Genomic DNA, 25,964 nt, shown 5'->3' on the forward strand with positions numbered 1-25,964 from the left:
CTGAACCCATGCCGTAATTCTTTTACACGTATCTGTTTGACCGATGCCCGTTCATCATATTTAGGCCTTCTTCTTTCATTTACCGCGTGCAAGTGCAGCTGGATGTTTTGACGTGCGGGAAAGCGAGAAACATATCCAAGCCTTATGCTTCTAGTTTTTGCGTTTCTTCGTTATAGACATTTAAATTCAATTCTTTAGTGATGCGGCTGGTGACTACACCGGCGGTCATGCTTCCGCTGACGTTCAAGGCAGTTCTTCCCATGTCAATCAACGGCTCTACGGAAATGAGCAATCCTGCTAATGCTACTGGCAGATTCATAGTCGATAGCACTAAAATCGCCGCAAACGTAGCCCCACCGCCAACGCCTGCAACCCCAAACGAACTGATGGTGACGACTAGAATAAGCGTCAAAATAAAGGAAAGGGAAGCTGGATCGATGTTGACGGTTGGCGCGATCATCACTGCAAGCATGGCAGGATAAATGCCGGCACAGCCATTTTGCCCAATTGACAGCCCAAATGAGCCGGCAAAGTTGGCAATGCCTTCCGGAACGCCAAGCGCGGTTGTTTGTGCTTTCACATTCAATGGAAGAGTGGCCGCGCTTGAACGGGAAGTGAATGCAAACGACAGTACCGGCAGCACTTTTTTTACGTAAGTAATAGGGTTTAGTCCGGCCAGCGCTAAAATTAGCAAATGAATGGCAAACATAACGAAAAGTGCAATATAGGAAGCGACGACAAATTTTCCTAGTTTTGCGATTGCGTCTATATCGCTTGTCGCAGTCACTCGGGACATAATGGCTAAAATTCCGTAAGGCGTTAAACGGAGCACCAACGTGACGATACGCATGACAATAGCGTACAAGGCATCCACTATTTTTTTGAACATTTCCGCTTGTTCAGGCTGTTTTCTGGCAACCCCTAAATAAGCAATGCCGACAAAGGCCGCAAAAATAACAACCGCTATGGTGGATGTGCTGCGTTGTCCCGTGAAATCTAAAAATGGATTTGCCGGAAGCAGCTCGATAATTTTTTGCGGGAAAGACAGGTTTTGAATTTGTTCATATTTTTGTTCTAACTCCTGTCCACGTGTCTGTTCCGCTTCTCCTGAAGGAATTTCCATCGCCTCTAATTGAAATCCTAATGAGGCCATGATGCCGATCGAAGCGGCTATCGCCGTAGTGCCCAATAATAGCCCAATAATGAGCGTGGCAATTTTTCCTAAATGATTAGATATAGAAAGTTTAGTAAACGCCATAACGATAGAAATGAAAACTAATGGCATAACAATCATTTGCAATAGCTTTACATATCCTGTGCCGACAATGTCAAACCATTGGGTGGACTGCTGGACGATAGCGGAACCGGCCCCGTACACTCCCTGCAATGCGAACCCAAAGACGATTCCTAGTCCAAGAGCAGTAAACACCCGTTTGGAGAAGGAAACATGTTTCTTTTGCATATAGGCCAAAACACCAATCAATAACAGCAATATAGCAATGTTCAAAATGATTAGGTAAACATTCATCGTCAATCCCTCCTGACACGTAAAATTACTCTAATGATTAAAAACCGATATGTCAAGTAAGCTTTATTTATCGTATGAAAGAGTTTATAGGAAATTGCTATTGCAAATAAAAAATTTCATGAATGGCTTTATACAGATAAGATTTTGTTATCGAAAACGAAAACATTTTGCTTTTTGCCGGGGTATATAAAGTGAAAACAGCACTGAGGAGGCGAGAAGATAGAGAAGGAAATCGTCCAAAGGATTCAGCAAGGGGATGAGAAGGTTTTTGCCGAGCTTTATCATTTATACCCTACATTAAGCCGCGTTTTCTTTTTATCCAATAGATGTAATCGTTATCAATAAGTGCTAAAATATAATAAAATAAAGCGGGAGGCAATAAAATTGTGGGATGGATTATATTAATCGTTGGACTGCTTCTCGTGGGGGGCGTTATGGATTTTATCGCAAGAAAAAGAAATATAAAAATAGACCCTGAAGAGGGAGCAAAAAATGTTTCAGATTCGGAAAGAATTTATGTAGAAACTTATATGCACAGTACTCAGCAGAATCAAGGCAACCTTCCTTTTTTATAATTTAACTCTCAAAAAGTACAAAATTCTTTCATCATCTGTATCGCTGGGAAGTGTGGAGCGGGTCGCTGATGGGAGCATTACTTCGATAAGCAGAAGTAATGCTTTTTTGTTGAAGGAAAGGGCAGGGGTATTTTAGTGAATTTGATGATCTTCATTGTGTTCACCTTTAGGGAAGGAAAAAAACGTTTATCAAAATGATCGTTTCTGTATCTCTGAACGTATAGAAAAATATAAAGGCGAAGGATGTTATGATTCCTAAAATGTGCCAGAAAAGCACCTCAACGCATCTCACAAATCCTATCGAAAGTTTTAATAGAGCACGTGTGGTTTGATGAAAGGGGTATCCCTGTGAAGGTTACCCCGCTCTTCATATCTTATTCTTGAGTTTGCAATTGATATTTTGGTTCCATCATGGTTCCGTATTTCTCGTAATTGACATGCCAAGAGAACGCTTTCTCAAGTACGTGCGGTGTTTGGCCTCCGCGCTTAAGTGCTTCCTTGAAGTATTCACGCAACTGCGGACGGTAATCTGGATGTGCGCAATTTTCAATGATAAGTGGCGCTCGTTCAATTGGCGCCAATCCGCGAAGATCAGCGTAACCATACTCCGTGATAATCACATCTACGTCATGTTCGGTATGGTCGACGTGTGATACGAATGGAACGATGCTTGAAATAGCCCCATTTTTTGCAACGGATTTTGTCACGAAGATGGTAAGACGTGCATTGCGCGCAAAGTCGCCTGAACCGCCGATGCCGTTCATCATGTTTGTGCCGCGAACATGTGTAGAATTAACATTTCCGTATATATCTGCTTCCAAAGCTGTGTTGATGGAAATGAGTCCAAGACGGCGAACGATTTCCGGATGATTAGAAATTTCTTGAGGACGAAGGATAAGCTTGTCTCGGTAAGCATCTAAATTGGAATATACTTGTTTCATTTTGTTTTGAGACAAAGTAATAGAGCAGCCGGAAGCGAACCGGACTTTTCCAGCGTCAATGAGATCAAACACGGCATCTTGAAGAACTTCTGAATAAACTTCCAAATTGGAAAATTCGGAATTTAACAAACCGTAAAGGACAGCATTTGCAACCGAACCAATACCTGCTTGAAGCGGAGCTAAATGTTCAGAAAGACGACCTGCTGCCACTTCCTTTCGCAGAAAATTGATTAAATGATTCGCTATAGCAGATGTTTCCGCATCTGGAGGTACAATTGTGGATGGTGAATCAAGTTGGTTTGTCAAAACAATTCCAATAATTTTATCCTCATCCACTGGAATGCCAATCGTTCCGATTCGATCGTCTATTTTTGTCAAAGGTATCGGTTCTCGTTCCCCTTGTTTGCCGACTTCGTAAATGTCATGAAGTCCTTTGAGTTCCTTTGGTTGTGCTGTGTTCAATTCAACAATAATATGTCGGGCTTTTTTCACAAAGATAGAAGAATTTCCTACGGAAGTCGACGGGATGATCATTCCATCTTCCGTTATCGAAACCGCTTCCACAATTGCGAAATCGATAGGATTTAATACGTCTGAACGCACTAATTCTGCTGTATGGGATAAATGTTGGTCAATAAATAAAATTTCCCCTTCGTTAATTTTTTTGCGCATAGAAGAATCAGCCTGGAATGGAAGCCTTTTGTTGACAATTCCTGCTTCTGCCATCATCTTATCAACGTCCGAGCCTAGTGAAGCGCCTGTATATACGTTTACTTTTAAGTGTTGTTGTTTCGCTTTCTCGATCAGTGCAAAAGGAACTGCCTTGGCATCGCCCGCGCGGGTAAATCCGCTCAAACCGAGCGTCATGCCGTTTTTTATCCATGAAGCCGCTGTTTCCGCCGTTACAATTCGGTCTCTTAAACGGGAATGACCGATTAGCTCTGAAATATGTTTATCCAACGCGACATCACCTCTTTTGTTTTTTTTAAAATATTCTATCGATTTAGCTGTAAAAAATCATTTAAAATTGAATAAAAAGGCTTTCTTTAGGAATAAAAAAGAATTTTTGATACATAAAAAAGAAAAAATAAAAAATAACTTCGAAAAGGATAAGGATAAACCAGAACAAACATTACCTATAAACGAAAATAAATACATAGATGGCAAAGCATCAGTGAATAGTTGCGGAAAATAAATAAAGAGCTCACTTCCATGAGCTCTTTAGAGAAAAGGGGATTGGTAAAAGGAACCGTACATTGGGAGAAAAGCAGATAAATTATTATATTACTAAAAGCAGAGCAGTTTCCGAAAATGTCTTGCGTATGTTTGGCTGACAGGCACTTTCGAGCCGTCTTTCATCATCAATAAGAAAGTCGAATGTGAATCTGGATGAATCTCTGTAATGTGATGAATGTTAACGATATATGATCGGTGACACCGAACAAATATATCATCAGGAAGGGAAAATTCCAGTTCTGTTAAGTTATATTTATGATAGCCTTCCGCATAACTCGATTTTACGAACGTTTTCCGGTTTTGGGCTTCTAAATAGATAACGCTCTCAAAAGGAATAGGCAGCCAACGATCTGTCAGTCGGATCGTTAAATACGGCATTGTAAGCATTGGCTTTCTCGGCAATATTGCGGTAACACAGCCTCTCGGGCTGCCGTCATCTAAAATTGGGACGGATATCCCGAAATAAGGTACGCCAAAAACGCGGCTATCTTTTTGTTCTGCAATTTTTCGTTGGACGGCCAAGGCCTTGTAAGTGACCGATTCCGGTTTGATTTGGTCTCCGGGACGAATTTTTAAATCGATCTGTTTGCTTGGTTGGTAGTAAATATAGCGCTTATCATCAGAAATCACGAAAGACGCTTCTGTAGGAAATAATTCATTCATTACTTTTGCGATAGAGAAAACAGTAAATGAATCCATGTTATCACCCCTAGTGAACGATTTGCCACTTTACTTCGTTTGAAGCGGGGCTCTGACGACTTGTATGTTTTTGCTAAACGGCAGCGACATACAAGCCCCCTTACGCTTACCTTCCATCCGAAGATGTTCGTTTGAGCATCATTATAGCATTATGTCGTTCGCCCATAAAGGGCGGATAAGGAAATCAATGGGGGGACAGTCTAGCCAAATTTATGATGAAAAAGAACAAAGTTTGCCGATATATTTTCGAAAATTGTGATTAGTTATGTTTTATAATCTTATTAGACACACCATCTTTACATAAGGGGAGAGGAAGATGAACACACAATTTATCGCAGGACACGCACGACTGCCGGCGGGAATGGCGGCAAAAAGCGTATATGATACGCTGACGATTACGGCGGAGATTGATAAAAAGTATGGGGTGATTGTCGATGCTTCGTGTACGCTGGCAACGGAGCACGGGCGCGATTATGTCGCCCGCTTGCTTAAAGGCCATTCTCTAAGGGGCGGAATTGATTCGATTTTAGAGCAGCTGAATGAAGGGTATTTAGGAAAGGCGAATTCGGCGCTGTGTGCGGCGCTAAAAGATTTGTACAAGCAATATTGTAAAATGCAGGAGGAAAAAGAATAGACCCCCGCTTCAAGCGGGGGTTTTTACATTTTCATCGACTCCGGATTCCAAGGCGGCAGCGTTTTGCGCAGTGGTTTGTCCTGGCGGTAGCCGAGCACGTATTCCGCCTGCATAATCGTATGAATTTCCCGTGTTCCTTCGTAGATGACCGGCGCTTTCGAGTTGCGCAAGTATCGTTCGACAGGATATTCGTTCGAGTAGCCATATGCGCCGTGAATTTGCACCGCATCATCGGCGGCTTTATTGGCAAAGTCGCAGGCGATCCATTTCGCGAGGGATGTTTCCCTCGTGTTGCGGCGGCCTTGATTTTTTAAAAAGCCTACCTTATAGACGAGCAAGCGGCTGATTTGCAGACCCGCTTCCATTCTAGCGATCATTTGCTGCACGAGCTGATGTCTCCCGATTTCTTTGCCGAACGTTTTTCGCTCATGGCAATACTTGACGCTTGCTTCTAAGCAAGCCATAATCAGGCCGACTGCTCCGGCGGCAACCGTGAATCTTCCGTTGTCAAGGGCGGACATAGCGATTTTAAATCCTTCGCCCTCTTCGCCAAGTAGGTTTTCTTTCGGTATGCGGACATTGTCAAAGAACAGTTCGCCTGTGTTGCCGGCGCGGATGCCTAGTTTTCCTTTAATGGCTCTTGATGAAAAGCCTGGCATCGTCCGTTCGACAATAAAGGCGGAAATGCCACGGTGTTTTTTCGATTTGTCCGTATAGGCGAATACGATAAAGTGATCGGCGATATCACAAAGCGAAATCCACGTTTTTTGCCCGTTTAAAACGTAGTAGTCCCCGTCGCGGACGGCGGTGGTGGTAATGGCGGCGACATCAGAACCGGCGTTTGGCTCCGTCAGGCCGAAAGCACCGATTTTTTCCCCTTTTGCCTGCGGAACAAGATATTTTTGTTTTTGTTCTTCCGTGCCCCATTGCAGCAAGGTTAAGCTGTTTAAGCCGGTGTGCACGGAAACGGCAGTGCGAAACGCGGTATCTCCGCGTTCCAGCTCCTCGCAGACGATGGCGAGCGAGTTATAGTCCATGCCCATTCCGCCGTATTTTTCCGGAATGCATACGCCCATTAAGTTTAATTCCGCAAGCCGTTTGAAAATATTTGGATCAAAATATCCGCGTTCATCCCATTCTTTGATGTACGGCATAATTTCTTTGTCGACAAATTTGCGCACGGTGCTGCGAAGCATTTCTTGTTCTGGAGTAAAATCGAAATTCATCATAGTGAATTCTCCCCCGTTTCATTGATGATTTCTTTTATAATTTCGTCGTTGTGCTCTCCGGCAAGCGGAGGCGGCAGACGGTACGATACTTTTGTATCCGATAGTTTGATCGGACTTCCGACAAGCTTTAGCGGTCCGATCTTGTCATGATGCATCGTAATGACCATGTCGCGGGCTAGCGTCTGCGGATGTTGGAACAATTGTTCAAGATTTTGCACTGGGCCGCACGGTATTCCTTTTTCGGCAAGCAGGTGCTGCCACTCGGCCCGCGTCCGTTTTTTCACTTCTTCATTAATGCGTCTGTTGAGCTCCTCGCGGTGGGCGACGCGGCTTGGATTCGTTTGGAAGCGAGGGTCCGTTCCGATCGTCGGGTCTGACAAAAGTTTGCAAAACGCTTTGAATTGCCGGTCGTTCCCAATGGCGATCACGATCGGGCCATCGCTTGCTTCATACGTCGAGTATGGAACAATATTAGGATGTCCGTTTCCGAACGGCGTCGGAATGTCGCCGGACATTAAATAGTTGGCGGCGACATTGACGAGCGTGCTGACAGCTGAATCAAATAAAGAAAGGTCTATTTTTTGCCCGCGTCCTGTTTTCTCACGCGCGAGGAGAGCTGCTTGGATAGCGATTGCCGCATATAAACCTGTAAAAACGTCGGTAATGGCCACTCCGACTTTAAGCGGCCCGGATGAAGGGGTGCCGTTAATGCTCATCCATCCGCTCATCGCCTGGATAATGTAATCGTATCCAGGAAGGTGGGAGCAAGGCCCTGTTTCGCCAAAGCCGGTAATGGAACAGTAAATAAGGCGCGGATTCAACAACGACAAATCGTCATAACCAAGCCCGAACTTTTCCATCGTTCCCGTTTTAAAGTTGTGGATGACAATGTCGGCTGTTTTGGCAAGGCGACGGATGATTTTTCGGCCTTCTTCCGTTTTTAAGTTGACGGTAATGCTTCGTTTATTGCGGTTAATCGCCGTATAATAGGCGCTCATCCCGTTTTGAAAGGGAGGGCCCCAAAATCTTGTGTCATCCGATCCTCCCGGTGCTTCCACTTTAATGACATCGGCGCCAAGATCGCCTAAAATCATCGTCGCATACGGTCCGGCAAGCACGCGCGTCATATCAAGAATGCGGATGCCATCTAACGCTCCTGGCATGGATTCCCCTCCTTATGCAGGAAAATAAAAAGCCGGCTCCTTTTCTTTATCAAGAAAGGAACCGGCCAAACGGACTGAGGAAGCATTTCGGTGAGGAAATGCTGATCAGACCGTCACAGTTCTCCATTTATGATATTGATAAAATGGCTGTCTTCTTGTCTCATCATTACCGTCTGGGCGCGTCAGCGGCAAAACTGACGGGAGACGGCTTTGTTAAGTTTTATTATAAATAATAGATTTACAATTGTAAATAGTCGAAAAATTATCCAGGATAAAGGGAGCTCGTGATGGAGCCCCGTTAATGCGATTTTACTGTTTGAAAAATGTGTTTCACGATATTGACAACGTATTTGCTGCCATGATCATTTTGTACATCCTCTATTAACATAGCAAGGAGGAGGTCGGGATGGTTTGTATTATAGGCGACGAACAGTCCATTTTCCTTTCCTTGTTCTCCTTTTTGCCCTTTCAGTTCAGCCGTTCCAGTTTTTCCAGCCAACGGGATGTCGTTCATATAAGCTCCGTGTGCCGTTCCGTTTGGATCGGCGACGACTTGTTTTAATGCGTCTGCGATCGTAGCGGCTGTTTTGGATGAAATCAATTGCGGTTTCCAAACGGCTTTTTGCTTCCCTTTTTCCAAAATAGGCTGCAGTAAATCGCCATGGTTGATAAACGGCGTGTACGCGGCGGCAAGGTGAAGCATGCTCATCTGCATTTCTCCTTGGCCGTAAGCGGTATCCGCCAGCTGCGGCCCCGGCTTCAGCTCGCCTGTATTCGAAATTTGCGAAGCTGGAATCGGGTATGGAAACGGCAATTTTTCGCCAAATCCGAATGAGTGTAACCCTTCTTTCAATTTATCCGGTCCGAGATCCAGACCGACCATGGCGAAATAAATATTATCGGAATAAATGAGCGCGTTTCGTAAATTGACTTGCTGCAGGCGATCGCTTACCCTGGTGACGAAATAATTTCCCCATGATCCGTCCTTTGGCTGCCACTTTTTCCCGGTAATCGTTTTTGGCTGTTCAGGAGTAATCACGCCTAGTTCGAGACCGATTGCCGCTGTCACCGGCTTAATGGCCGAGCCAGGTGCGTAGGTGGCAGCAAAACGATTAATCAATGGTTTTAGCGGATTATTCTCTAATTTTTTGTATTCCTCTGATGAAATTCCGAGTACAAACTGGTTCGGATTAAACGAAGGGGAGCTGACTAGGGCGAGAATTTCGCCGGTCAACGGGTGAATGGCGGCGGCGGTTCCAGCTCTCCCTTTCATATTTTCATAAATTGTTTTTTGCAGTTTGGCATCGATCGTCAGCGTAATCGTTTCTCCATTTTTTGGTTTTGATTCAGCAATCGTCACCGTCGATCCATTTTCTTTTTCGATATAGATTTTGGCTCCGTCTTGTTCTTTGAGACGTTCTTCAAACAGTTCCTCGAGCCCGCGTTTTCCGATGCGGTCGGATGGCGAATAACCTTTGTCTTTGAATTTTTGTAGTTCTTCTTCCGTAATATTGCCGATATATCCAATCAGATGGGCGGCGGCCTCCGCGAATGGATATTCCCTTTCTGATACTTCTTTTACTGCCACAGCTTGAATGTTGCGAGCTTTTTCTAATAGCGCTGTTTCTGATTTTGCCACTTTTTGAATGGGAACAAAATAATCAGGCTGCACCCAGTCGGCATTCAGTTTTTCATTAATGAATTCCACAGGGATATGGAGCAGATCGGCAAGCTGTTTTTTAATGGCTTCCTCGTTTTCGCCCATTTTCCCAGGAACAATGCCGATTTCATAAGCGGTTCCATTGACGGCGAGCGGCAGTCCGTTGCGGTCGTATATTTCGCCGCGTTTTCCAGGCGTAGTGGCAATGCGGACTTTATCGTTTTTTTGCAATTGCGGGAAAATGTAGGTGGTATCCCATTGCACATGCCATTGTTCCTGATCCTGCCCTTTTTCTTTCACAAGCAGTGCTTCATGTTTAAATTGGATAGGGCCGGCGATCGTATCCATTTTTACGGAAAAAGGAAGCTTCATTTGGTCTTTGTCGCTATCTTCTTCTTTTTCTTTTTCTTTCACCGGCAATGGTGTTACCGATAAATTCGTTGCTTCGATGTCTTGATAAATTTTTTTGTAACGCTTTACAAACTCTTCCTTGGATATGTTTTCTTTCGCCTTTTTCGACAGCATTGCGTACATATCCTCGAACCGCTCATCAGTCCATAGTTTTGTGTATTTTTGCAGCGCGTCATGCGGGGATGGCGGTTTGCTGCAGGAAGATAATGCAATGGATAGAAACAAAGCAGCAAAAAATAATAGGCTTCGTCTTTTCTTCATTTTCCATTCCCTCCCATTATAGTGAAGTATATTCCGGGCAGTTTCGTTTCTATGTCAAATATACCATTGCGCAGGAACGAATAGCCAACAAAAATAGTAGAAAAAGAGAGGAGAATGAATATTGGAATAACTGTAAAATTATATTGATATGATTTGCTTACTATCATTTAGTGAAGTTATGACGATAGTCATTTATGAAAATGTAGATATTTTTGCTACTATTCAAAATATTAATACGGATAAATCACTACCCTTAATAGAAAAAATTAATATATAAGAAAAAATGAAATTTTTTTTGAGGAAATTTTAACAATACTTTGTTATTATCATAAAGGGGCGATTTTGACATAGAACGTTTTAGGATACAATATACGCATGAGAAAGGGCAATAGGATGCAAACGGTTGCTTTTTTAGGCGAAGGGTGGTCTTCCGCTGCTTGCGCGGCAGCGGGTTGGCAATAGATCACACCATCATCGTCAAAGGAGGATTCAGATGAGCAAAACATCGATTACGGTTGCGTATGGAGATGGAATCGGTCCGGAAATTATGGACGCGACGCTAAAGATTTTAGACGCTGCCGGTGCGCAACTAGATATTGAAACGATTGAGATTGGGGAAAAAGTGTATCTCCGCGGCGGCACGACGGGATTGGAAGAGAGCGCGTGGGATTCGCTAAGAAGAACGAAAGTGTTTTTAAAAGCGCCGATTACGACGCCGCAAGGAGGGGGCTATAAAAGTTTAAACGTCACGATTCGCAAGGCGCTCGGTCTTTATGCGAACGTCCGTCCGGCGGTGGCGTATTATCCGTTTGTCGAAACGAAACATCCAAATATGGATGTCGTCATTATTCGCGAAAATGAAGAAGACTTGTACGCTGGCATCGAGCATCGCCAAACGGAACAAGTATATCAATGCTTGAAGCTGATTAGCCAGCCTGGTTCGGAAAAAGTGATCCGCTATGCGTTTGAATATGCGCGCAGCTATGGCCGTAAAAAAGTAACCTGTTTTGTGAAAGACAACATTATGAAACTGACAGACGGCATTTTCCACCGTATGTTTGACGAAATCGGCAAAGAGTATCCGGATATTGAAAAAGAAATATGGATTGTCGATATCGGCGCAGCAAAATTGGCCAATAGCCCGGAAGAATTTGATGTCATTGTTATGCCGAACTTATACGGCGATATTATGTCCGATATTGCGGCGCAGATTTCTGGTTCTGTTGGGCTTGGCGGTTCGGCGAATATCGGTGATCAATGTGCGATGTTTGAAGCTGTTCACGGATCGGCGCCGCCGCTTGCTGGAAAAAATCTTGCCAATCCATCGGGATTGCTTTTAGCAGCGGTGATGATGCTGCAACATATCGGCCAGCCGGAAGTAGCTGCACGCGTGCATAACGCTTGGCTAAAAACAATTGAAGACGGCATTCACACGTTTGACATCTACCGCGAAGGAATCAGCAAACAGCAAGTAGGAACGAAAGAATTTGCCGAAGCGGTAATCGATCGTCTCGGCCAGCTTCCGGAAAAACTTCCGCCTGTTGCCTACAAAGAAGCGCCAAAGCTTCGCGCGGTGCTGAAACAACGGCAAAAACAAAAGAAAGAATTATTTGGCGTTGACATTTTCCTTGACTGGGATAAAGGGACGGCAGAAGAGCTGGGCAAAGCGTTGGAGCAATTTAAAGCAGGCAATCTCAAGCTTCGCGCCATTACGAACCGTGGTGTGAAAGTATATCCAGGCGGACTTCCGGAAACGTTCTGCACTGACCATTGGCGCTGCCGTTTCCATGCAGAACCAGGTGAAACGATTGAACATCGGCAAATTGTTGAATTATACAACCAGCTTGTTGCGGCGGGATATGATTGTATTAAAACGGAAAACCTTTATTTATTTGACGGCGAACCGGGATTTGCAGCGGTTCACGGATGAAAAAACAGCAGCGGTGCGCTGCTGTTTCTTTTTGGAAGAAACACGAAACTTTTAAAAACAAACTTCGTAAAACGTAATGAAAGGAAGGAGGGACAGAATGAAAAAATATATTGTATTTTTGTTTAGTTTTATGGCGATTCAAATAGGATCTGGAATTGTCTTGACGTGGCTGTATACGCCTGATCCGGCAAAACTATGGTCAGAAGCCGCACAGGCACCAGCGGAAGTGCAATTTGTCGGACCAAACTTTGGCATGCTGTTTATATCTGCCGTGCTGGCTTTGGTGATATCTTTGTTGATCATGAAACTATTTCGACGATTTTCCCGTCCGCACCGTGGCTAATGTACTAGCTGGCAGCCTATAGCTGCTTTTTTATTTTCCATCCATAAGGGAATTGCCTCTTCATCGGATAGCTATTTTAGCCTATTGAACGATGTCTTGCACATAAGCATCAAACGCGTTTCCTTTGCGTTACTAAAAAATTTACCGGAAACCATGAAAAAGAAGAAACATCAAGCGATATTTATATATAATTGTAAGGAGGGAATGGTCTAGTTTTTACTGAACGATATGGACAAGGAAGTGATAGTTGATGTTTCATGTTCTTGTGACGCTAGACGCCAATTATCTTCCTCCGCTCAAAGTGCTGATGAATTCTTTGTTTCGCAATAACAACCGGTCATTTACGTTTTATTTATTGTATTCCCGCATCCCCGAGATAGAAATCGAATTATTAAAACAGTTTGTGGAGAGGCAAGGACATCAGCTCGCGCCGATTTTTGTAGATCCAGATTTGTTTGCCGATGCGCCTGTATTTCGTCATTACACGGCGGAGATGTACTATCGGCTTGCCGCTCATCAGTTTTTGCCGCCGCATTTAGACCGTGTTTTGTATCTTGACCCCGACATTGTCGCCATTAATCCAATCGACGAATTGTACGATATGGATTTTGAAGGAAATATGTTTATCGCCGCGGAGCATACCCACTCCACGAAAGTAGCGAATTTATTTAATAAGCTGAGGCTGAAAACGCCGAATGCAAAGGGATATTTTAATACTGGTGTGATGATGATGAACTTGCCGTTGATGAGAAAAGAGGTTCGTCTAGAAGATATTTATCAGTTTATCCGCGATAATCGCTTTAAGCTTGTGCTTCCTGACCAAGATGTTCTGAACGGCTTATATTGGGACAAAATTAAACCAGTTGATGGCTATCGTTATAATTATGATGCCCGCTATTATGATATGATTCAGCTGCTGCCAAATCCGAAACATGATTTGCACTGGATTCAGGAAAACACTGTATTTATTCATTATTGCGGAAAAGATAAGCCATGGAAGGAAAATTATAAAGGGGAGCTCGGCCTGTTCTATAAACAGTATAGCGATGTTTTGCAGTTCGAAGAGGAGAAAACATAAAGGCAGCGTCAACCGCTGCCTTGCGAATGTTATTTTTTGCGCGCTTTGCTTTGGCGAATTCCTGCGGCTTGGGCGCGCGCTTGTGCTTCAAGGTCTTCGTGATCAGCAAATTCTCGGGAGTATTCGACATCGAGTCCGTCGGATTTTAGCTGTTTCGGAACTTGCGGCAAAGTAGCTTTATTTTTATCGCGTGTTTTTTGTCCGCGAGATCGGCCCATTGTCTATGCCTCCTAAGCCATAATGTGAATCGTACGATTCATTACTTAGGATGGCGGGCCTTATTGAAAAGTATAAATAACAATGTTTTCTAATGCTTTGCTTTTTTTGCCGTGTAGCCGCCTGCCTGGTCAGCCAGTTTAAAGTCGTGGGCATAGCTCACTTCTTGTGCGCTTGTTAACGTGCTTTTTGTTTTTTCACGTCTTCGTTTTTCCGTCATATTCTGCCCCTCACTTTTATAAAAATTTGTTTATTTTTAGTTTGCCCGCCGCCCTGCTTTTTTATGCACGTGAATAAAAAAGGCTGCCTTCGTCAGCCCCGTTACGCTTCTTTACGTTGTTCCTCTTCGATTAAAGAAGGATGGCGAAGCGTATATAGCGTATAATTATCTTTTGTAATTTCGTATAGATTGTATATATCCGCTCCAATTTGTTCGAGCAGGCTTTTTCTTGTCTCGTTTGCCGAAGTGACGTACGGCAGTTTTTCCGCCGCTTTAATGGAGCGGGTGTTTATCTTGCGAATGCGCATAAATACCGTTTCGATGGAAAGTTCATAAAATAGTTCATGGAAAAATGCTTCTTTCGCACGACGATTGTACCCTTGCCCATGATACGGCTTTCCTAGCCATGTGCCTAAAAATCCGGTGTTATCTTGTATATCGAATAAGCTAATCGTGCCGATCGGATTGCCCCATTCGTCTAAAATGGTGCGAGAGATAAGTTCCCCGCGCTCTTCTGCTTCGATCACTTGTTTCGTCATAAACAAAAATTCTTCGTACGAGCCCGCTTTTTGGCGCACGAAAGGGAAGACCTCTGGGTGCACCATCAGCTCGTAAAGCACATGACAATCTTGCAGTTCACGTTTTTTTAGCAATGCTTTTCCCTCCTTACCGAGGGCAGTTTACCTGTGGGCAAAACCACCCTCGAAATTTTTTAATATATATTCATCAAAAAATTTCGGGGTGGGAATCGAACCCACTAGAACCAGCGGGATCCGCTGGTGGCGCACCATTTGCCTTCCCCTTTGTCGCGTCGCTATATGGTTATAGGTAATGAGTGGATGAAGTCTTCATCATCATACACGATGATAAAGAAAAAAGAAATAGGTCTTTTGTTAATTTTTTATGGATATTTTTTTAATTTTCGACAGCGAAATAGTTATGCGGCTAATAAATCGGCTAAACTTTTTTCCAGCGTAGGGAAGGAAAAGATAAACCCAGCTTCCATCAGTTTTTTCGGAATTACTTGCTGTCCTTCGGTCACAAGCATACTCATTTCACCAAGAAGGGCGCGCAGCATCGCATTTGGTACACGAAGCCAATGAGGGCGGTGAAGTGTACGGGCGACCGTTTCCCCGAACTGTTCCATACGGACTGGAGATGGGGCGGTAATATTGATCGGTCCCGCGAGCTCCTCATGATCGATCATATAGGCGATGGCGCGAACAACATCGTCAATATGGATCCAAGAAAGCCATTGCTGTCCTGTGCCGATGGGACCGCCGATGTAAAAGCGATAAGGAAGAACCATTTTTGGAAGCGCGCCGCCGTTTTTGCCAAGAACGACACCCAATCGCGCCATTATGGTGCGGACGCCGATTGTTTCGGCCTGCTTGGCTGCTTGTTCCCACTTTATTGCTGTTTGGGCGAGAAAATCGCTGCCGGCAACAGGGCTTTCTTCGGTAAAAGAAGCGGTAAGAGAGGTTCCATAAATCCCGATTGCACTAGCGTTAATAAATGCTTTCGGAGGGATTGACAGCGATTTCATTAGTTCGATGATGGATGCCGTGGTCGATATGCGGCTATTAACGATACGCTCTTTCTGTGTTTTTGTCCATCTTTTGCGGTTAATTGGCTCGCCGGCTAAATTAATGACGACATCAAAGGCAGGAACATCCATGTTGGGGCGGGTATCAGGCGCCCATGCAAGATAGTGGATGGTTGCAGAGGAAGATGGTCTAGGGCGTCGAGTTAAGACATAAATCCGGTGTCCTTGCGCCGCAAAGTAATTAGTGAGCGCTTGCCCAATGAAACCGGTGCCGCCGGCAATGGCGATATGCATCCAATTCCCTCCCTATTTTTTGACATTGCATTATTCATTTCGTTTTTTATGTGCAACATTCCTTCTTATGATACGATAAAAGCGGAGGGAAAAACCGATGGGAATTATCACGAATATAGCCGTTCAGCCAAACAGCCACGAACGTTTTCGTGTCACGATGCAAAAAGAAAATGGAGAAATAGATGTTTTTACCGTTGATCGAGACGTGTTGCTTCAATTTCGCTTGAAAAAAGGAATGGAGATCGATGAGGATTCCTTACAAGAAATAGTATATGCGGATCAAGTCAAAAAAACATATAATCAGGCTTTATATTTTTTATCGCACCGCATGCGGTCTGAACACGAGGTAATCCAACACCTGAAGAAAAAAGGTGCACCCGAAGATGTGATTGCAGAAGTGCTGCATAAGTTGAGAGAAAACAAATATGTCGATGACCGCGAATTCGCTTTCGCCTATGTGCGCACGCAAAAGCAAACATCGGCGAAAGGCCCGTATGTAATCCGCAACGAGCTGGAAAAAATGGGGATCGCGGCGAAATGGATTGAACAAAGCCTGGCTGTTTACTCCTTTACCGAACAAGTGGAAACGGCGCGCTCACTTTATGAAAAGGCAAAAAAACAACGGGCGAAGCAGTCGTTGCGGCAATGGAAATATCAGGTCGCGCAGCTTTTATATCGAAAAGGATTTCCACAGGAAGTCATCGATGAGGTGCTGTCGTCAGAACGTGATGAAAAGGAGGAACAGGAGTGGGAAGCTTTACAGTATCAAGGAAGAAAAGCGCATCGCCGCTATGAAAAATACGAAAGCCCGCTGTATGAGCAAAAAATGAAGCAGGCACTGTACCGCAAAGGTTTCCCACTCGAGATGATCGAGCAGTTTTTAAGACAATTAAAAAGCGAGCAGGAACGTTAAGATAAAATGATTTCCGTTTGACCGTTTTCGCAGGCAATAATTTGCTTTGCGATTTCCTTTGGCGGGCGCAGCCGCGAGCGGTCTTTTATATGGTCGCTTCCGTTCCAAAACGGTGTGTCCATGCCGCCCATATATACGGCGGTAACGGAAACATTGGTTCCTTCCAGTTCTTTCACTAAGCTTTCGCTAAAACCGCGAATCGCAAATTTGGTCGCCGCATAAACGGCTTCGTTTACTTTGCCGCGCAAACCGGCGGTGGAAATAATATTTACAATTTTTGCTTTTGGCATGGCGAGAAGATGCGGCAAAAATGCTTTTGTCATATAAATGGTGCCATTAACATTCGTTTGAATCATCTCGTCAATTTGCTGCTGGGAAAGGGAAGAAAGCGGACCAAAATAGCCGATGCCGGCGTTATTTACCAAACGTGTAACACGATGTTGCTTTACAATCTCATTTACCGTGTGGGTCACTTCTTCATAGCAGCGGATGTCAAGCGGATAGGCAAATGCTTTTCCGCCGCTATGTTCAATGTGCCAAACGACATCCATAAGCGGAGATAGCCGCCGGCCAATGGCAATAATCGTATGCCCTTGCTTGGCGTATTGCAACGCCAATTCTTTTCCTAACCCAGTTCCAGCTCCGGTAATCGCAATAATGTCCATTATCTGTCTCTCCATTCTGTTCGATTGACGTTTTTATCATATAATACAATTCAAAGGAGGAACAAACAATGAGCACTCTTGGGGAACAAAAACGATATAGTGAAATGACAAAACAAGAACTTCAGCAAGAAATCGCCGCATTAACAGAAAAAGCACGCAAAGCAGAACGGATGGGGATGGTTAACGAATACGCCGTATATGAAAGAAAAATTGCCATGGCCAAAGCGTATTTGCTTGACCCGAACGATTTCCAGCCTGGTGAGATATATGAAATTGAAGGCGATCCGGGAGAGTATTTTAAAGTGCGTTATTTAAAAGGTGTGTTTGCTTGGGGCTATCGTCTAAAAGGAAATGGGGAAGAAGAGGCATTGCCGATTTCGCTGCTCCGCAAGTCGAATAGGTAAAAAAGAACCTAGAGAATGAAGGAATTCTCTAGGTTTCATCAGCTACGACTGTTTTCGCGTCTGGCGTTCCAGGATAATTAAATCGAGTGTCTGCTGCGTCTCCCCGTTTACTTGAGAGTGGGCATGTTTCGGGTTTGCCCATGGCTGCTGAAAAGGGTTAGAGTAGAAGTTATCATAAAACTTTTTGCGCGAATGGTGACCCATTGTCGAACACCCCTCAACATCAAGGAAGATTTTTAAAAATAATCTCCGCGTTCGCCAGAGGCGCGCATCCGTTCTTGCGGATGGGTGTTTATCGTGCCGTTTGCCCGTTTGGAAGCATATTCCGCTTTTGCTCGCGGTTCTCCCTCGAATTTGTTATTGTTTTGGTTTGGGAAATTGTGCTTTTTATTCCGCATTGCACATTTCCTCCTTTTTTCTTGCTCGTGTTGATGGCCAACACGTATTCTTATTATGATGCAACTTGGCCGGCTTATGTATGCAAATTGTTGGGACAAGAGGTGAAAAAAATGGCGATGCACGAATATTTTGAACGGCTTACGAATTATTTGCTTGAGAAAAACCCGTCCCTTGCTTATGCCCAGGCGCGAACATGGGTCGAATTGCTTTGGGAAGATTTCGAAACGACATACGCCCGCGCCGGACACGAGTACAGAGGAAAGGAGCTGACCGAAAAAGTCGTTCGGCAATGGATCGACCGCTACGGTGCAACGCTGCATGAGTTCCAAACAAACAACCCCAAATACAAACATTTACTAAATCGCAATGATTACCCAAAGCATTAAAAATAGGCGGGTGCTTTTAAAGCGTCCGCCGGTTTTGTTTAGTTTGGCGCGAGATCCAGTTTTTTCCGCAGCTTTCCTTCGCTAAACACCCATCCTGTGTAGGAACTGATAACATTTAAATTGCGATCCAATTGTGCTATGGCCACAAATGGGTAGTGGCCTTTGCTTCGGTAGCGTAAATCGGTAAGGCGCACTTCATAATAATCATCATATTCATGAAGCTCCCAGCGATAAACAGGGGAAAAAGATAAAAAGGCGGCAACGTTTTCATCCCGCTTGGCCGCTTCGATGACGGGATCGTCGGGAAGAGGGCATTTTTCAAATTGATCCAATATATAGATGCGCCCGTTTTTTGCCCGTCCGACATAAAAGTAATCTTTTGCCGTAATTGCTAAATGCCACTCTCGGAAGCGGAACGTCGGAACGGTAATAATCTGTTCGACATCGTTCATTTCGGCGCGGACGGCTTTTTTAATCGCTGCCTGCTGGCGGAATCGTATCATATAATAAACGGCGATGACACCGTAAATTGCTAAAAACGTATAACCAGGATGAACGTCAAGAAACAAAAGGCCGACCCCTATGAGATGCAGGGCAAAAATGATTGGGTCGAATGTATTAATCACGCCGAGCGCAATCCACTTTTTTGTAAACGGACGCAGCGCCTGGGTGCCATAAGCGTTGAAAATGTCGACAAACACGTGAAACACGACAGCAATGAACGTCCATAGCCATAGGTGAAATAAGTTGACCGCTGGATAAAGAAAAGCGATAATCGCGGTAATCAGGAGCGGCCATAACGATACGGCAGGGATGGAATGAGTAATGCCGCGATGGTTACGAATATATTTGGCATTGTTGCGCAATTTCAGCACGGTATCGATATCCGGTGCTTGGGAGCCGGCTAATGTTCCAATCAGTACAGCGTGAGACAAAAAAGGATCATGTGCGACAGCGGGGTCTAATGTGGCAATGCTGCCTAGTGCTACCCCCATCAAAATGTGCGTACCTGTATCCAAACGAAGTAAGCCTCCTTTGTTAGTCTCGTTCATTAGTATACCCAGTCCGTTTCCGATCATTGGACAAGTGAGCGTATGAAAAGGGAATGATGTATTGCCAGTGTAACATATTTCGTATTCATTAGCGAGGGGTGGAAATACTAAAGCCATCTTTCCTGTTCAGGAAAGATGGCTGAAATAGGCGAATGTTTAGCTTTTGTCGTCATGCAGACGTTTTCCAATTTCTTTTAAAGAGGAAAGAATAAAACGGATGGCGCGGTTAATGTCAGGATCATTTATTGCTTTTAGCAGATCAAAAATGCCGATTTTTTTATCGGTTTCTTTTGTTTGTTTATAGGCTTCGGCAAAGCCGGAAGCGGTGCTTTCCAATAATTTAGAGGTTAATTGCGGATCGAGATTGGCGAACAGCTGCGCAATCCCGATCACATGGTTAATCATTGTTGTCACTGGCTTGCGATTCGCTTGCCCAATGACGATTTTCGCGATGTCTTCCCTTGCTTTCAGCATCGCGTTGGCGGCTTCGAGGAGGCCGCTTTTGTGCAGCTCCCCTACGATGGCAAGCAGTTCGTGAACCGCTTTTTCCTTTTCCGTCAGAGAAGCTTTAAGCTCCTCGATCGTTTTCTCCCGCTTTTCTTCCTCCGTCACCATTTGTTTTTGAATCGTTGTAATTGGTTTAGCCACGCGGCTCTGCCTCCTTCCATTCGTCTGTTAGAGGAACGTAGTCAGGACGCTGCCATTTTCGCTCGACTTCGACGCCTCTTCTCGGATTCCGCTTTTTAAAGCGCGGGTTTGTACGTGGAAGCGGTGGCGTTCCATCGACTTCTAACACTTGCATCCGTACTTTTGTTTGCTTGTATGCCGGCGTATTTGTGCGATGGTCAGTAGCAGGACCGGTAAGGATGTTAATGGCACTTTCGTTTGTTGCCGAGTGCATTGGTAAGAATAACTCTTTTCCTTTGACGCGATCCGTGACCAGCACCCGCACTTTTACTTGGCCAAACGGTGATTCTAAACGAACGAGCGAACCGTCTTTGATGCCGCGTTCTTTTGCCAATTCCGGCGATACCTCGACGAACACTTCCGGGAATTTTTTCTGAATGCCTTGCGATTTGTATGTTAAGTTTCCTTCATGGAAATGTTCGAGCAATCGCCCGTTATTGACAAGCAAATCGTATTCTTCCGGATACTCTACTGGTTGTACCCAATCGGCAAGCGCAAAGCGTGCTTTTCCGTCTGGAAAGTTAAAGCGTTCTTTATAAAGAATTGGCGTATGCGCACCGTCATAGCTACCCCAGCAGAGGCTGTTCCATCCTTCCAAGTTTTCGTATTGCGCCTGCGAGAATAGCGGTGCGAGGCTTGCAATTTCATCCATGATTTCTTTCGGACCAGAGTAGTTCCAATCAGCGCCCATCCGTTTCGCGATTTCTTGAATGATCCACCAGTCTGGTTTGGAATCGCCGAGCGGTTCAAGCGCTTGGTAGAAACGTTGAATGCGCCGTTCCGTATTGGTAAATGTTCCTTCTTTTTCTAAGCTTGGCGCTGCTGGTAAAACAACGTCAGCAAATTGCGCTGTTTTCGATAAGAAAATGTCCTGTACCACCACGAAATCTAGCTCTGAAAGCACTTTTTGGACATGATTGGCGTTGCAGTCAACAAACGCCATATCTTCACCGACGATATACATTGCTTTTAATTTTCCTTGTTCCGCAGCTTCGAGCATTTGAATATTATCAAGTCCTGGTTTTCCATCAATGCGAACACCGTATGCTTTTTCAAATTTTGCCCGCGCAACGTCATCCGTAATATGTTGATATCCTGGAAGCCAGCCAGGCAGAGAGCCCATATCGCAAGCGCCTTGCACGTTGTTATGACCGCGCAGCGGGAACGCTCCAGCGCCTGGGCGCCCGTAGTTACCTGTTGCGAGCAATAAGTTCGAGATGGCCGCGGACGTATCGCTTCCTCCCGTGTTTTGTGTAACGCCCATTCCCCAGAGGACGCACGTGCCATCCGCCTCATGGATCATTTCAGCGATGCGAATTAAGTCTTCTTTCGCAACGCCTGTTACTTCTTCCGCGTAATCGAGCGTATATTTTTCGAGCACTTCTTTGAATTCATCGAAGAAATGAACGCGTTCACGAATGAATTTTTCATTATGCCAGCCTTGGTCGATGATATATTTCGTGACGGCCATCAACCATACTTGGTCAGTGCCTTGTTTTGGTCGGATAAATAGATCGGCGCGTTCCGCCATTTCATTTTTGCGCAAGTCGGCGACAATTAATTTTTGGCCGAATAGCTTATGTGCGCGTTTGACGCGAGTCGCCAAAACAGGGTGTCCTTCTGCCGGGTTAGCGCCGATAATAATCACTAATCCTGCGGATGCGATATCTTGAATCGTTCCGGAATCGCCGCCCATTCCTACCGTGCGGAACAGGCCGTCCGTTGCTGGCGATTGACAATAGCGCGAACAGTTATCGACATTGTTCGTTTCAAACACTTGTCGAGCCAATTTTTGCATTAAATAGTTTTCTTCATTAGATATTTTCGACGACGAAATAAAGCCGATGGCGTTGCCGCCGTATTTTTGCTTGATTTCGCCAAGTTTTTCCGCAACGAGCGAAAGCGCTTCTTCCCATGTGGATTCTACGAACGCATCGCCTTTACGAATGAGCGGTTTGGTTAGGCGCTCTTCGCTGTTGACGAAATCCCAGCCAAATTTCCCTTTTACACATGTGGAAATCGCGTTGACCGGCGCTTCGGAGACAGGCTGGATTTTTAAAATTTTCCGTCCCTTCGTCCATACTTCAAATGAACAGCCGACACCGCAGAACGTACAAACCGTTTTCGTCTTTTTGATACGCTGTTCCCGCATCGCCGCTTCGATTTCAGAAATGGCAAAAATACTGCTGTAGCCAGGTTCGACTTCTTTTACAAAATCGATCATCGGATTTAAAAGTTCTTTATCTAAACCGGTCATAAAACCGGCCTCGCCTAACATCGATTTTTCCATTAATGCATTGCATGGACAAACGGTAACGCATTGTCCGCAGCTAACACAGGAAGATTCATTAATTGGAACACCGTTATCCCAAATGACACGAGGACGTTCCGCTTCCCAGTCGATCGATAATGTTTCGTTCACTTGTAAGTTTTGACATACTTCCACGCATTGACCACAGGCGATGCATTGGTTTGGATCATAGCGATAGAACGGATGGGACATGTCGACTTCCGATGGGTCTACTTTTGGGCGATATGGATACGATTGATGCTCAATTCCCATCAGTTCCGCCGTATTGTGCAATTTGCAGTTTCCGTTATTGTTATCACAGACCGTACAATATAATAGGTGGTTTTCTAAAATACGGTCCATCGCTTCTTTTTGCGCTGCTTTCGCCCGCGGCGAAGAGAGCTCGACGTTCATGCCATCTTTTACAGGAGTGGAACAGGCGCGCACTAATTTTCCGTCTACTTCGACAATACATGTGTCACATGTTTGAATGGCTCCCAGTTCGGGAGTATAGCAAACTTGCGGATGGGGAATGTTGTTTTCATTAATGACCTGTAAAATGGTCATTCCTTGTTTGGCGTTGTAATCGCTTCCGTTGATCGTAATCGTGACCCAGGGTTCGCTCATGCGTGATACCTCCTCCTAAAATAAAAACTCCACCATGAATGAAAGCTGTGCTCAGTCATGGTGGAGTAGTTTTTTAGCATAATGATACTAAAAGAACCAATCCGCATCCTAAAAATAGACTAGTAGAAAAATAACAAGGATATCCTTATTATTTTTCCACTATGTATATGTTGTTTTATTATAATTATAGTACTATATAGTTCATAAAACAACCGCTGGCCTCTGTTTTTTGCAAATGAATCAGAGCTGGAAAGGGGGCTTTCCTATGTCGAAAAAAGAAGCAGCATTTAATGATTTGGTGCGAAAAGTTCGCAAACAGCTGTTTGGAAAAGGGCCGGAACGGATTAAAACTTATTTTGTTGATAATCTCGCTGTCACGATATTGCAAGGAAATTTAACGCCGACAGAAAAATTTATTGCCCGGTCGCCGGAAGGAAAAGAGATGGTGCATACCGCCCGCACGCGGATGATTCAGGAGGTATATGCGCAAAAAGTTCCGGAAGGTCTCGAGGAGCTGGCCGGATCGAAGCTGTTATATTTGTTCAATGATATTAAAGTCGAAGAAGATATTGCCGTTTCTGTGTTTGTATTTGAAAAACCGATTAGGCAATAACATATAATGATTTCTGTATTGTTTTTTAATGCGCTTTCATGTTATGCTAAAAGTAGATTAACATGATGAATACGGTAGGAAGCTCGGCTATACAATAGCGAAAGGGCTATTGGTAGTTAAGTTTCCGTTTGTAGTGTGATGAGAGCGTTGGTTTTATCACAGAAATGCTGTGTGGAAACTACCGCCACTTTTCTATGGATAGAGAAGGATGCATATGCCTTCGTCATAGAAAAGATGGCGGTTTTCTTTTTGCGAAATTAGGAACGAGGGGGGATTGGATGGAAAGCTTTGTTATGCGGCGGCAAAACATTATCAAGTATCGTGGCAATCATTTTGAAGAAGTCGATGATGAAATTGCCGTGGAATTTCCGCTTACGATTGTCGTTGACGGACAAGAGTTTGCGACGATGGTCTGCACCCCGACGCATTTAGAGGAATTAGTGATTGGTTTTTTAGCTTCAGAAGGGATTATTCGCTCCAGCAAGGAAATAAAAGCGATAGCTGTGGATGAACATCGCGGGTTTGCTTACGTGGAGCTGGTCACGAAACAGTCGATTCAAAAAGAGTTTTACGCTAAGCGTTTTATTGGTTCCTGCTGCGGAAAAAGCCGACAATTTTACTTTTATAATGACATGAAGACGGCAAAGACGATTGTTCACAGCACGAACATCCGGGTAGAGCAATGCATCCGCCTGATGCAGCTATTGCAGGAGCAATCAACGGATTTCCAGGCAACCGGCGGCATTCATAATGCGGCACTTTGTACGCCAAACGAATTAGTCATTGTTCGCTCGGATATCGGCAGACATAATGCGCTCGATAAAATTTATGGATATTGCCTGCAGCAAGGATTGCCATTGTCAGATAAAGTGATCGCTTTTAGCGGCAGAGTATCATCCGAAGTGTTGTTAAAGGTTTCTAAAATGGGAATCGGCATGATTTTGTCGAAATCGGCGCCGACGACGTTAGCGCTTGAACTGGCAAATGATTTAGGCATTACGGTGGTAGGATTTCTTCGCGGCCATACGTTTAATGTATACACCCATCCGAATAAAATAGCGGGGTTAGAAGAAAAAACATTGCAATTTGATAACTAATCATGGAACTAAGTGGGGGATCAAACAATGGCTTACCGCAATCCGTCACAAATTGCGCAACTCGCCATTGAAGCGGGAACGCGGAAAGCGAATTTACCGTTATTATCACAAATCGTTCTTGGTTTTTTGGCAGGAGCGTTTATTGCACTTGGATTTTTATTGGACATTCGCGTAATTGGCAACGTTCCGCCGCAATGGGGAAGCTTTGCCAATTTTTTAGGGGCGGCGGTGTTTCCGTTAGGGCTTGTGCTGGTGATTATTGCAGGCGGCGAGCTGCTGACGGGGAATATGATGTCAATGACTTTGGCGGCGTTAGCAAAAACGATTACGTTGGGGAAGCTAATCAAAGGCTGGTTTTGGATTACTGTAAGCAATTTCCTTGGCGCGGTCTTTGTCGCCTATTTGTTTGGCCATGTCGTCGGTTTAACGGCGGAAGGTCCGTTTTTAGCCAAGACGGTTGCCATTGCCAATGCGAAGCTTCACGATACATTTATACAGGCGTTTATTTCAGGGATTGGCTGTAACTGGCTGGTGACGTTGGCGGTTTGGCTGTCATACGGCGCGGAAGATATTGGCGGCAAAATACTTGCGATTTGGTTTCCGGTCATGGCGTTTGTCGCCATCGGCTTTCAGCACGTCGTCGCCAATATGTTCGTTATTCCTGCGGCGATTTTTGAGGGCCATGCGGCATGGACAGACTGGTTCCGAAATTTCGTTCCTGTCTTCCTTGGCAACGCCGTTGGCGGAAGCATCTTTGTCGCGTTATTATACTGGTTTGTATATGTGAAGGACCATGCGAAACAAAACGTTGCTCATGTGAAAGTAGTCAAAAAAGAAGCAAGATAATAACAGTGAAATACCTGATGC

Annotated in this window: 28 protein-coding genes; 12 read left to right on the forward strand and 16 right to left on the reverse strand. The window is 44.6% G+C overall.

Annotated elements, in window-relative coordinates; genetic code table 11:
- Window positions 1-142: 142 nt before the first annotated feature.
- The gene (locus HT574_RS16875; RefSeq protein WP_175245493.1) at window positions 143-1,528 is read right to left on the reverse strand and encodes an L-cystine transporter; all 1,386 of its coding nucleotides are present in this window, start codon (window positions 1,526-1,528) and stop codon (window positions 143-145) included.
- A 386-nt stretch (window positions 1,529-1,914) separates the two neighbouring features.
- Here HT574_RS16875 and HT574_RS16880 point away from each other — a divergent pair, with 386 nt between their 5' ends.
- Window positions 1,915-2,103, forward strand: coding sequence for a hypothetical protein (locus HT574_RS16880; protein ID WP_175245494.1), 189 nt, complete (start codon window positions 1,915-1,917; stop codon window positions 2,101-2,103).
- Window positions 2,104-2,477: 374 nt separating this feature from the next.
- Here HT574_RS16880 and scpC read toward each other — a convergent pair whose 3' ends face one another.
- Both scpC and HT574_RS16890 read right to left on the reverse strand, forming a co-directional pair.
- Window positions 2,478-4,004: a succinyl-CoA:acetate CoA-transferase ScpC gene (scpC, locus tag HT574_RS16885; protein WP_175245495.1), complete on the reverse strand. Its 1,527-nt coding sequence runs from the start codon at window positions 4,002-4,004 to the stop codon at window positions 2,478-2,480.
- A gap of 327 nt (window positions 4,005-4,331) precedes the next feature.
- Window positions 4,332-4,979 carry a LytTR family DNA-binding domain-containing protein gene (locus HT574_RS16890; protein WP_175245496.1) on the reverse strand — a complete coding sequence of 216 codons (648 nt, stop codon included), beginning with the start codon at window positions 4,977-4,979 and terminating at the stop codon, window positions 4,332-4,334.
- Window positions 4,980-5,295: 316 nt separating this feature from the next.
- On the opposite strand from HT574_RS16890, the gene HT574_RS16895 reads away from it, so the two are divergent.
- Complete coding sequence (locus HT574_RS16895) at window positions 5,296-5,613, forward strand: DUF3870 domain-containing protein (protein WP_175245497.1); 318 nt, start codon at window positions 5,296-5,298, stop codon at window positions 5,611-5,613.
- A gap of 23 nt (window positions 5,614-5,636) precedes the next feature.
- Here the strand turns inward: HT574_RS16895 and HT574_RS16900 are convergent, their stop codons facing one another.
- Together HT574_RS16900 and HT574_RS16905 are read right to left on the reverse strand one after the other, a co-directional pair.
- Window positions 5,637-6,842 carry an acyl-CoA dehydrogenase family protein gene (locus HT574_RS16900; protein ID WP_175245498.1) on the reverse strand — a complete coding sequence of 402 codons (1,206 nt, stop codon included), beginning with the start codon at window positions 6,840-6,842 and terminating at the stop codon, window positions 5,637-5,639.
- On the reverse strand, window positions 6,839-8,005 hold the full coding sequence (locus tag HT574_RS16905) for a CaiB/BaiF CoA transferase family protein (RefSeq protein ID WP_175245499.1): 1,167 nt from the start codon (window positions 8,003-8,005) through the stop codon (window positions 6,839-6,841). Before HT574_RS16905 ends, HT574_RS16900 begins: the two co-directional genes overlap by 4 nt.
- Before the next feature lie 14 nt (window positions 8,006-8,019).
- Between HT574_RS16905 and HT574_RS16910 the strand changes: the two genes are divergently transcribed.
- On the forward strand, window positions 8,020-8,238 hold the full coding sequence (locus tag HT574_RS16910) for a hypothetical protein (protein WP_175245500.1): 219 nt from the start codon (window positions 8,020-8,022) through the stop codon (window positions 8,236-8,238).
- Window positions 8,239-8,303: 65 nt separating this feature from the next.
- On the opposite strand, the gene HT574_RS16915 is transcribed toward HT574_RS16910, so the two are convergent.
- On the reverse strand, window positions 8,304-10,337 hold the full coding sequence (locus tag HT574_RS16915) for a penicillin-binding transpeptidase domain-containing protein (RefSeq protein ID WP_175245501.1): 2,034 nt from the start codon (window positions 10,335-10,337) through the stop codon (window positions 8,304-8,306).
- Between the two features lie 493 nt (window positions 10,338-10,830).
- Here HT574_RS16915 and HT574_RS16920 point away from each other — a divergent pair, with 493 nt between their 5' ends.
- The 3 genes from HT574_RS16920 to HT574_RS16930 all read left to right on the forward strand — a co-directional run bounded on the left by HT574_RS16920 (window position 10,831) and on the right by HT574_RS16930 (window position 13,688).
- The gene (locus HT574_RS16920; protein ID WP_175245502.1) at window positions 10,831-12,267 is read left to right on the forward strand and encodes an NADP-dependent isocitrate dehydrogenase; all 1,437 of its coding nucleotides are present in this window, start codon (window positions 10,831-10,833) and stop codon (window positions 12,265-12,267) included.
- Between the two features lie 97 nt (window positions 12,268-12,364).
- Window positions 12,365-12,610, forward strand: a complete 246-nt coding sequence (locus HT574_RS16925) for a hypothetical protein (RefSeq protein ID WP_175245503.1) — start codon at window positions 12,365-12,367, stop codon at window positions 12,608-12,610.
- Window positions 12,611-12,860: 250 nt separating this feature from the next.
- Window positions 12,861-13,688, forward strand: coding sequence for a glycosyltransferase family 8 protein (locus HT574_RS16930; protein WP_175245504.1), 828 nt, complete (start codon window positions 12,861-12,863; stop codon window positions 13,686-13,688).
- A gap of 29 nt (window positions 13,689-13,717) precedes the next feature.
- On the opposite strand, the gene HT574_RS16935 is transcribed toward HT574_RS16930, so the two are convergent.
- The 4 genes from HT574_RS16935 to HT574_RS16950 form a co-directional block, all read right to left on the reverse strand.
- Entirely contained in the window at window positions 13,718-13,906 is a 189-nt protein-coding gene (locus tag HT574_RS16935) for a YfhD family protein (RefSeq protein ID WP_017436575.1), read from the reverse strand.
- A gap of 89 nt (window positions 13,907-13,995) precedes the next feature.
- Window positions 13,996-14,124, reverse strand: coding sequence for a YfhE family protein (locus HT574_RS16940; protein ID WP_175245505.1), 129 nt, complete (start codon window positions 14,122-14,124; stop codon window positions 13,996-13,998).
- A 101-nt stretch (window positions 14,125-14,225) separates the two neighbouring features.
- Window positions 14,226-14,777, reverse strand: a complete 552-nt coding sequence (locus tag HT574_RS16945) for a GNAT family N-acetyltransferase (RefSeq protein ID WP_175245506.1) — start codon at window positions 14,775-14,777, stop codon at window positions 14,226-14,228.
- 284 nt (window positions 14,778-15,061) lie between these two features.
- Complete coding sequence (locus HT574_RS16950) at window positions 15,062-15,964, reverse strand: TIGR01777 family oxidoreductase (RefSeq protein WP_175245507.1); 903 nt, start codon at window positions 15,962-15,964, stop codon at window positions 15,062-15,064.
- Window positions 15,965-16,061: 97 nt separating this feature from the next.
- Between HT574_RS16950 and recX the strand changes: the two genes are divergently transcribed.
- On the forward strand, window positions 16,062-16,877 hold the full coding sequence (recX, locus tag HT574_RS16955) for a recombination regulator RecX (protein ID WP_175245508.1): 816 nt from the start codon (window positions 16,062-16,064) through the stop codon (window positions 16,875-16,877).
- Here the strand turns inward: recX and HT574_RS16960 are convergent.
- The gene (locus HT574_RS16960; protein WP_175245509.1) at window positions 16,874-17,542 is read right to left on the reverse strand and encodes an SDR family NAD(P)-dependent oxidoreductase; all 669 of its coding nucleotides are present in this window, start codon (window positions 17,540-17,542) and stop codon (window positions 16,874-16,876) included. The two genes, recX and HT574_RS16960, sit on opposite strands and share 4 nt — an antisense overlap.
- 68 nt (window positions 17,543-17,610) lie before the next feature.
- Between HT574_RS16960 and HT574_RS16965 the strand changes: the two genes are divergently transcribed.
- The gene (locus tag HT574_RS16965; RefSeq protein WP_175245510.1) at window positions 17,611-17,946 is read left to right on the forward strand and encodes a YfhH family protein; all 336 of its coding nucleotides are present in this window, start codon (window positions 17,611-17,613) and stop codon (window positions 17,944-17,946) included.
- Window positions 17,947-17,988: 42 nt separating this feature from the next.
- Here the strand turns inward: HT574_RS16965 and HT574_RS16970 are convergent, their stop codons facing one another.
- Both HT574_RS16970 and HT574_RS16975 read right to left on the reverse strand, forming a co-directional pair.
- Entirely contained in the window at window positions 17,989-18,150 is a 162-nt protein-coding gene (locus HT574_RS16970) for a YpzG family protein (protein ID WP_017436567.1), read from the reverse strand.
- Between the two features lie 32 nt (window positions 18,151-18,182).
- Window positions 18,183-18,344 (reverse strand): small, acid-soluble spore protein K, encoded by a 162-nt coding sequence (locus tag HT574_RS16975; RefSeq protein WP_017436566.1) that lies wholly within the window; start codon window positions 18,342-18,344, stop codon window positions 18,183-18,185.
- Window positions 18,345-18,455: 111 nt separating this feature from the next.
- Between HT574_RS16975 and HT574_RS16980 the strand changes: the two genes are divergently transcribed.
- Complete coding sequence (locus HT574_RS16980; protein WP_254698711.1) at window positions 18,456-18,731, forward strand: YfhJ family protein; 276 nt, start codon at window positions 18,456-18,458, stop codon at window positions 18,729-18,731.
- Window positions 18,732-18,769: 38 nt separating this feature from the next.
- Here HT574_RS16980 and HT574_RS16985 read toward each other — a convergent pair whose 3' ends face one another.
- The 3 genes from HT574_RS16985 to fdhF all read right to left on the reverse strand — a co-directional run bounded on the left by HT574_RS16985 (window position 18,770) and on the right by fdhF (window position 23,387).
- Complete coding sequence (locus HT574_RS16985; RefSeq protein ID WP_175245511.1) at window positions 18,770-19,750, reverse strand: metal-dependent hydrolase; 981 nt, start codon at window positions 19,748-19,750, stop codon at window positions 18,770-18,772.
- Between the two features lie 189 nt (window positions 19,751-19,939).
- Window positions 19,940-20,431, reverse strand: coding sequence for a helical membrane plugin domain-containing protein (locus tag HT574_RS16990; protein ID WP_175245512.1), 492 nt, complete (start codon window positions 20,429-20,431; stop codon window positions 19,940-19,942).
- Window positions 20,424-23,387: a formate dehydrogenase subunit alpha gene (gene fdhF, locus HT574_RS16995; RefSeq protein ID WP_175245513.1), complete on the reverse strand. Its 2,964-nt coding sequence runs from the start codon at window positions 23,385-23,387 to the stop codon at window positions 20,424-20,426. Before fdhF ends, HT574_RS16990 begins: the two co-directional genes overlap by 8 nt.
- 265 nt (window positions 23,388-23,652) lie before the next feature.
- On the opposite strand from fdhF, the gene HT574_RS17000 reads away from it, so the two are divergent.
- The 3 genes from HT574_RS17000 to HT574_RS17010 all read left to right on the forward strand — a co-directional run bounded on the left by HT574_RS17000 (window position 23,653) and on the right by HT574_RS17010 (window position 25,943).
- Window positions 23,653-24,000 (forward strand): Na-translocating system protein MpsC family protein, encoded by a 348-nt coding sequence (locus tag HT574_RS17000; protein ID WP_017436561.1) that lies wholly within the window; start codon window positions 23,653-23,655, stop codon window positions 23,998-24,000.
- Window positions 24,001-24,278: 278 nt separating this feature from the next.
- Window positions 24,279-25,097 carry a formate dehydrogenase accessory sulfurtransferase FdhD gene (gene fdhD, locus HT574_RS17005; protein WP_017436560.1) on the forward strand — a complete coding sequence of 273 codons (819 nt, stop codon included), beginning with the start codon at window positions 24,279-24,281 and terminating at the stop codon, window positions 25,095-25,097.
- 27 nt (window positions 25,098-25,124) lie between these two features.
- On the forward strand, window positions 25,125-25,943 hold the full coding sequence (locus HT574_RS17010) for a formate/nitrite transporter family protein (RefSeq protein WP_175245514.1): 819 nt from the start codon (window positions 25,125-25,127) through the stop codon (window positions 25,941-25,943).
- The last annotated feature ends 21 nt before the right edge of the window (window positions 25,944-25,964 follow it).

Source organism: Parageobacillus sp. VR-IP, assembly GCF_013357975.1.
GTDB lineage: Bacteria > Bacillota > Bacilli > Bacillales > Anoxybacillaceae > Saccharococcus > Saccharococcus caldoxylosilyticus.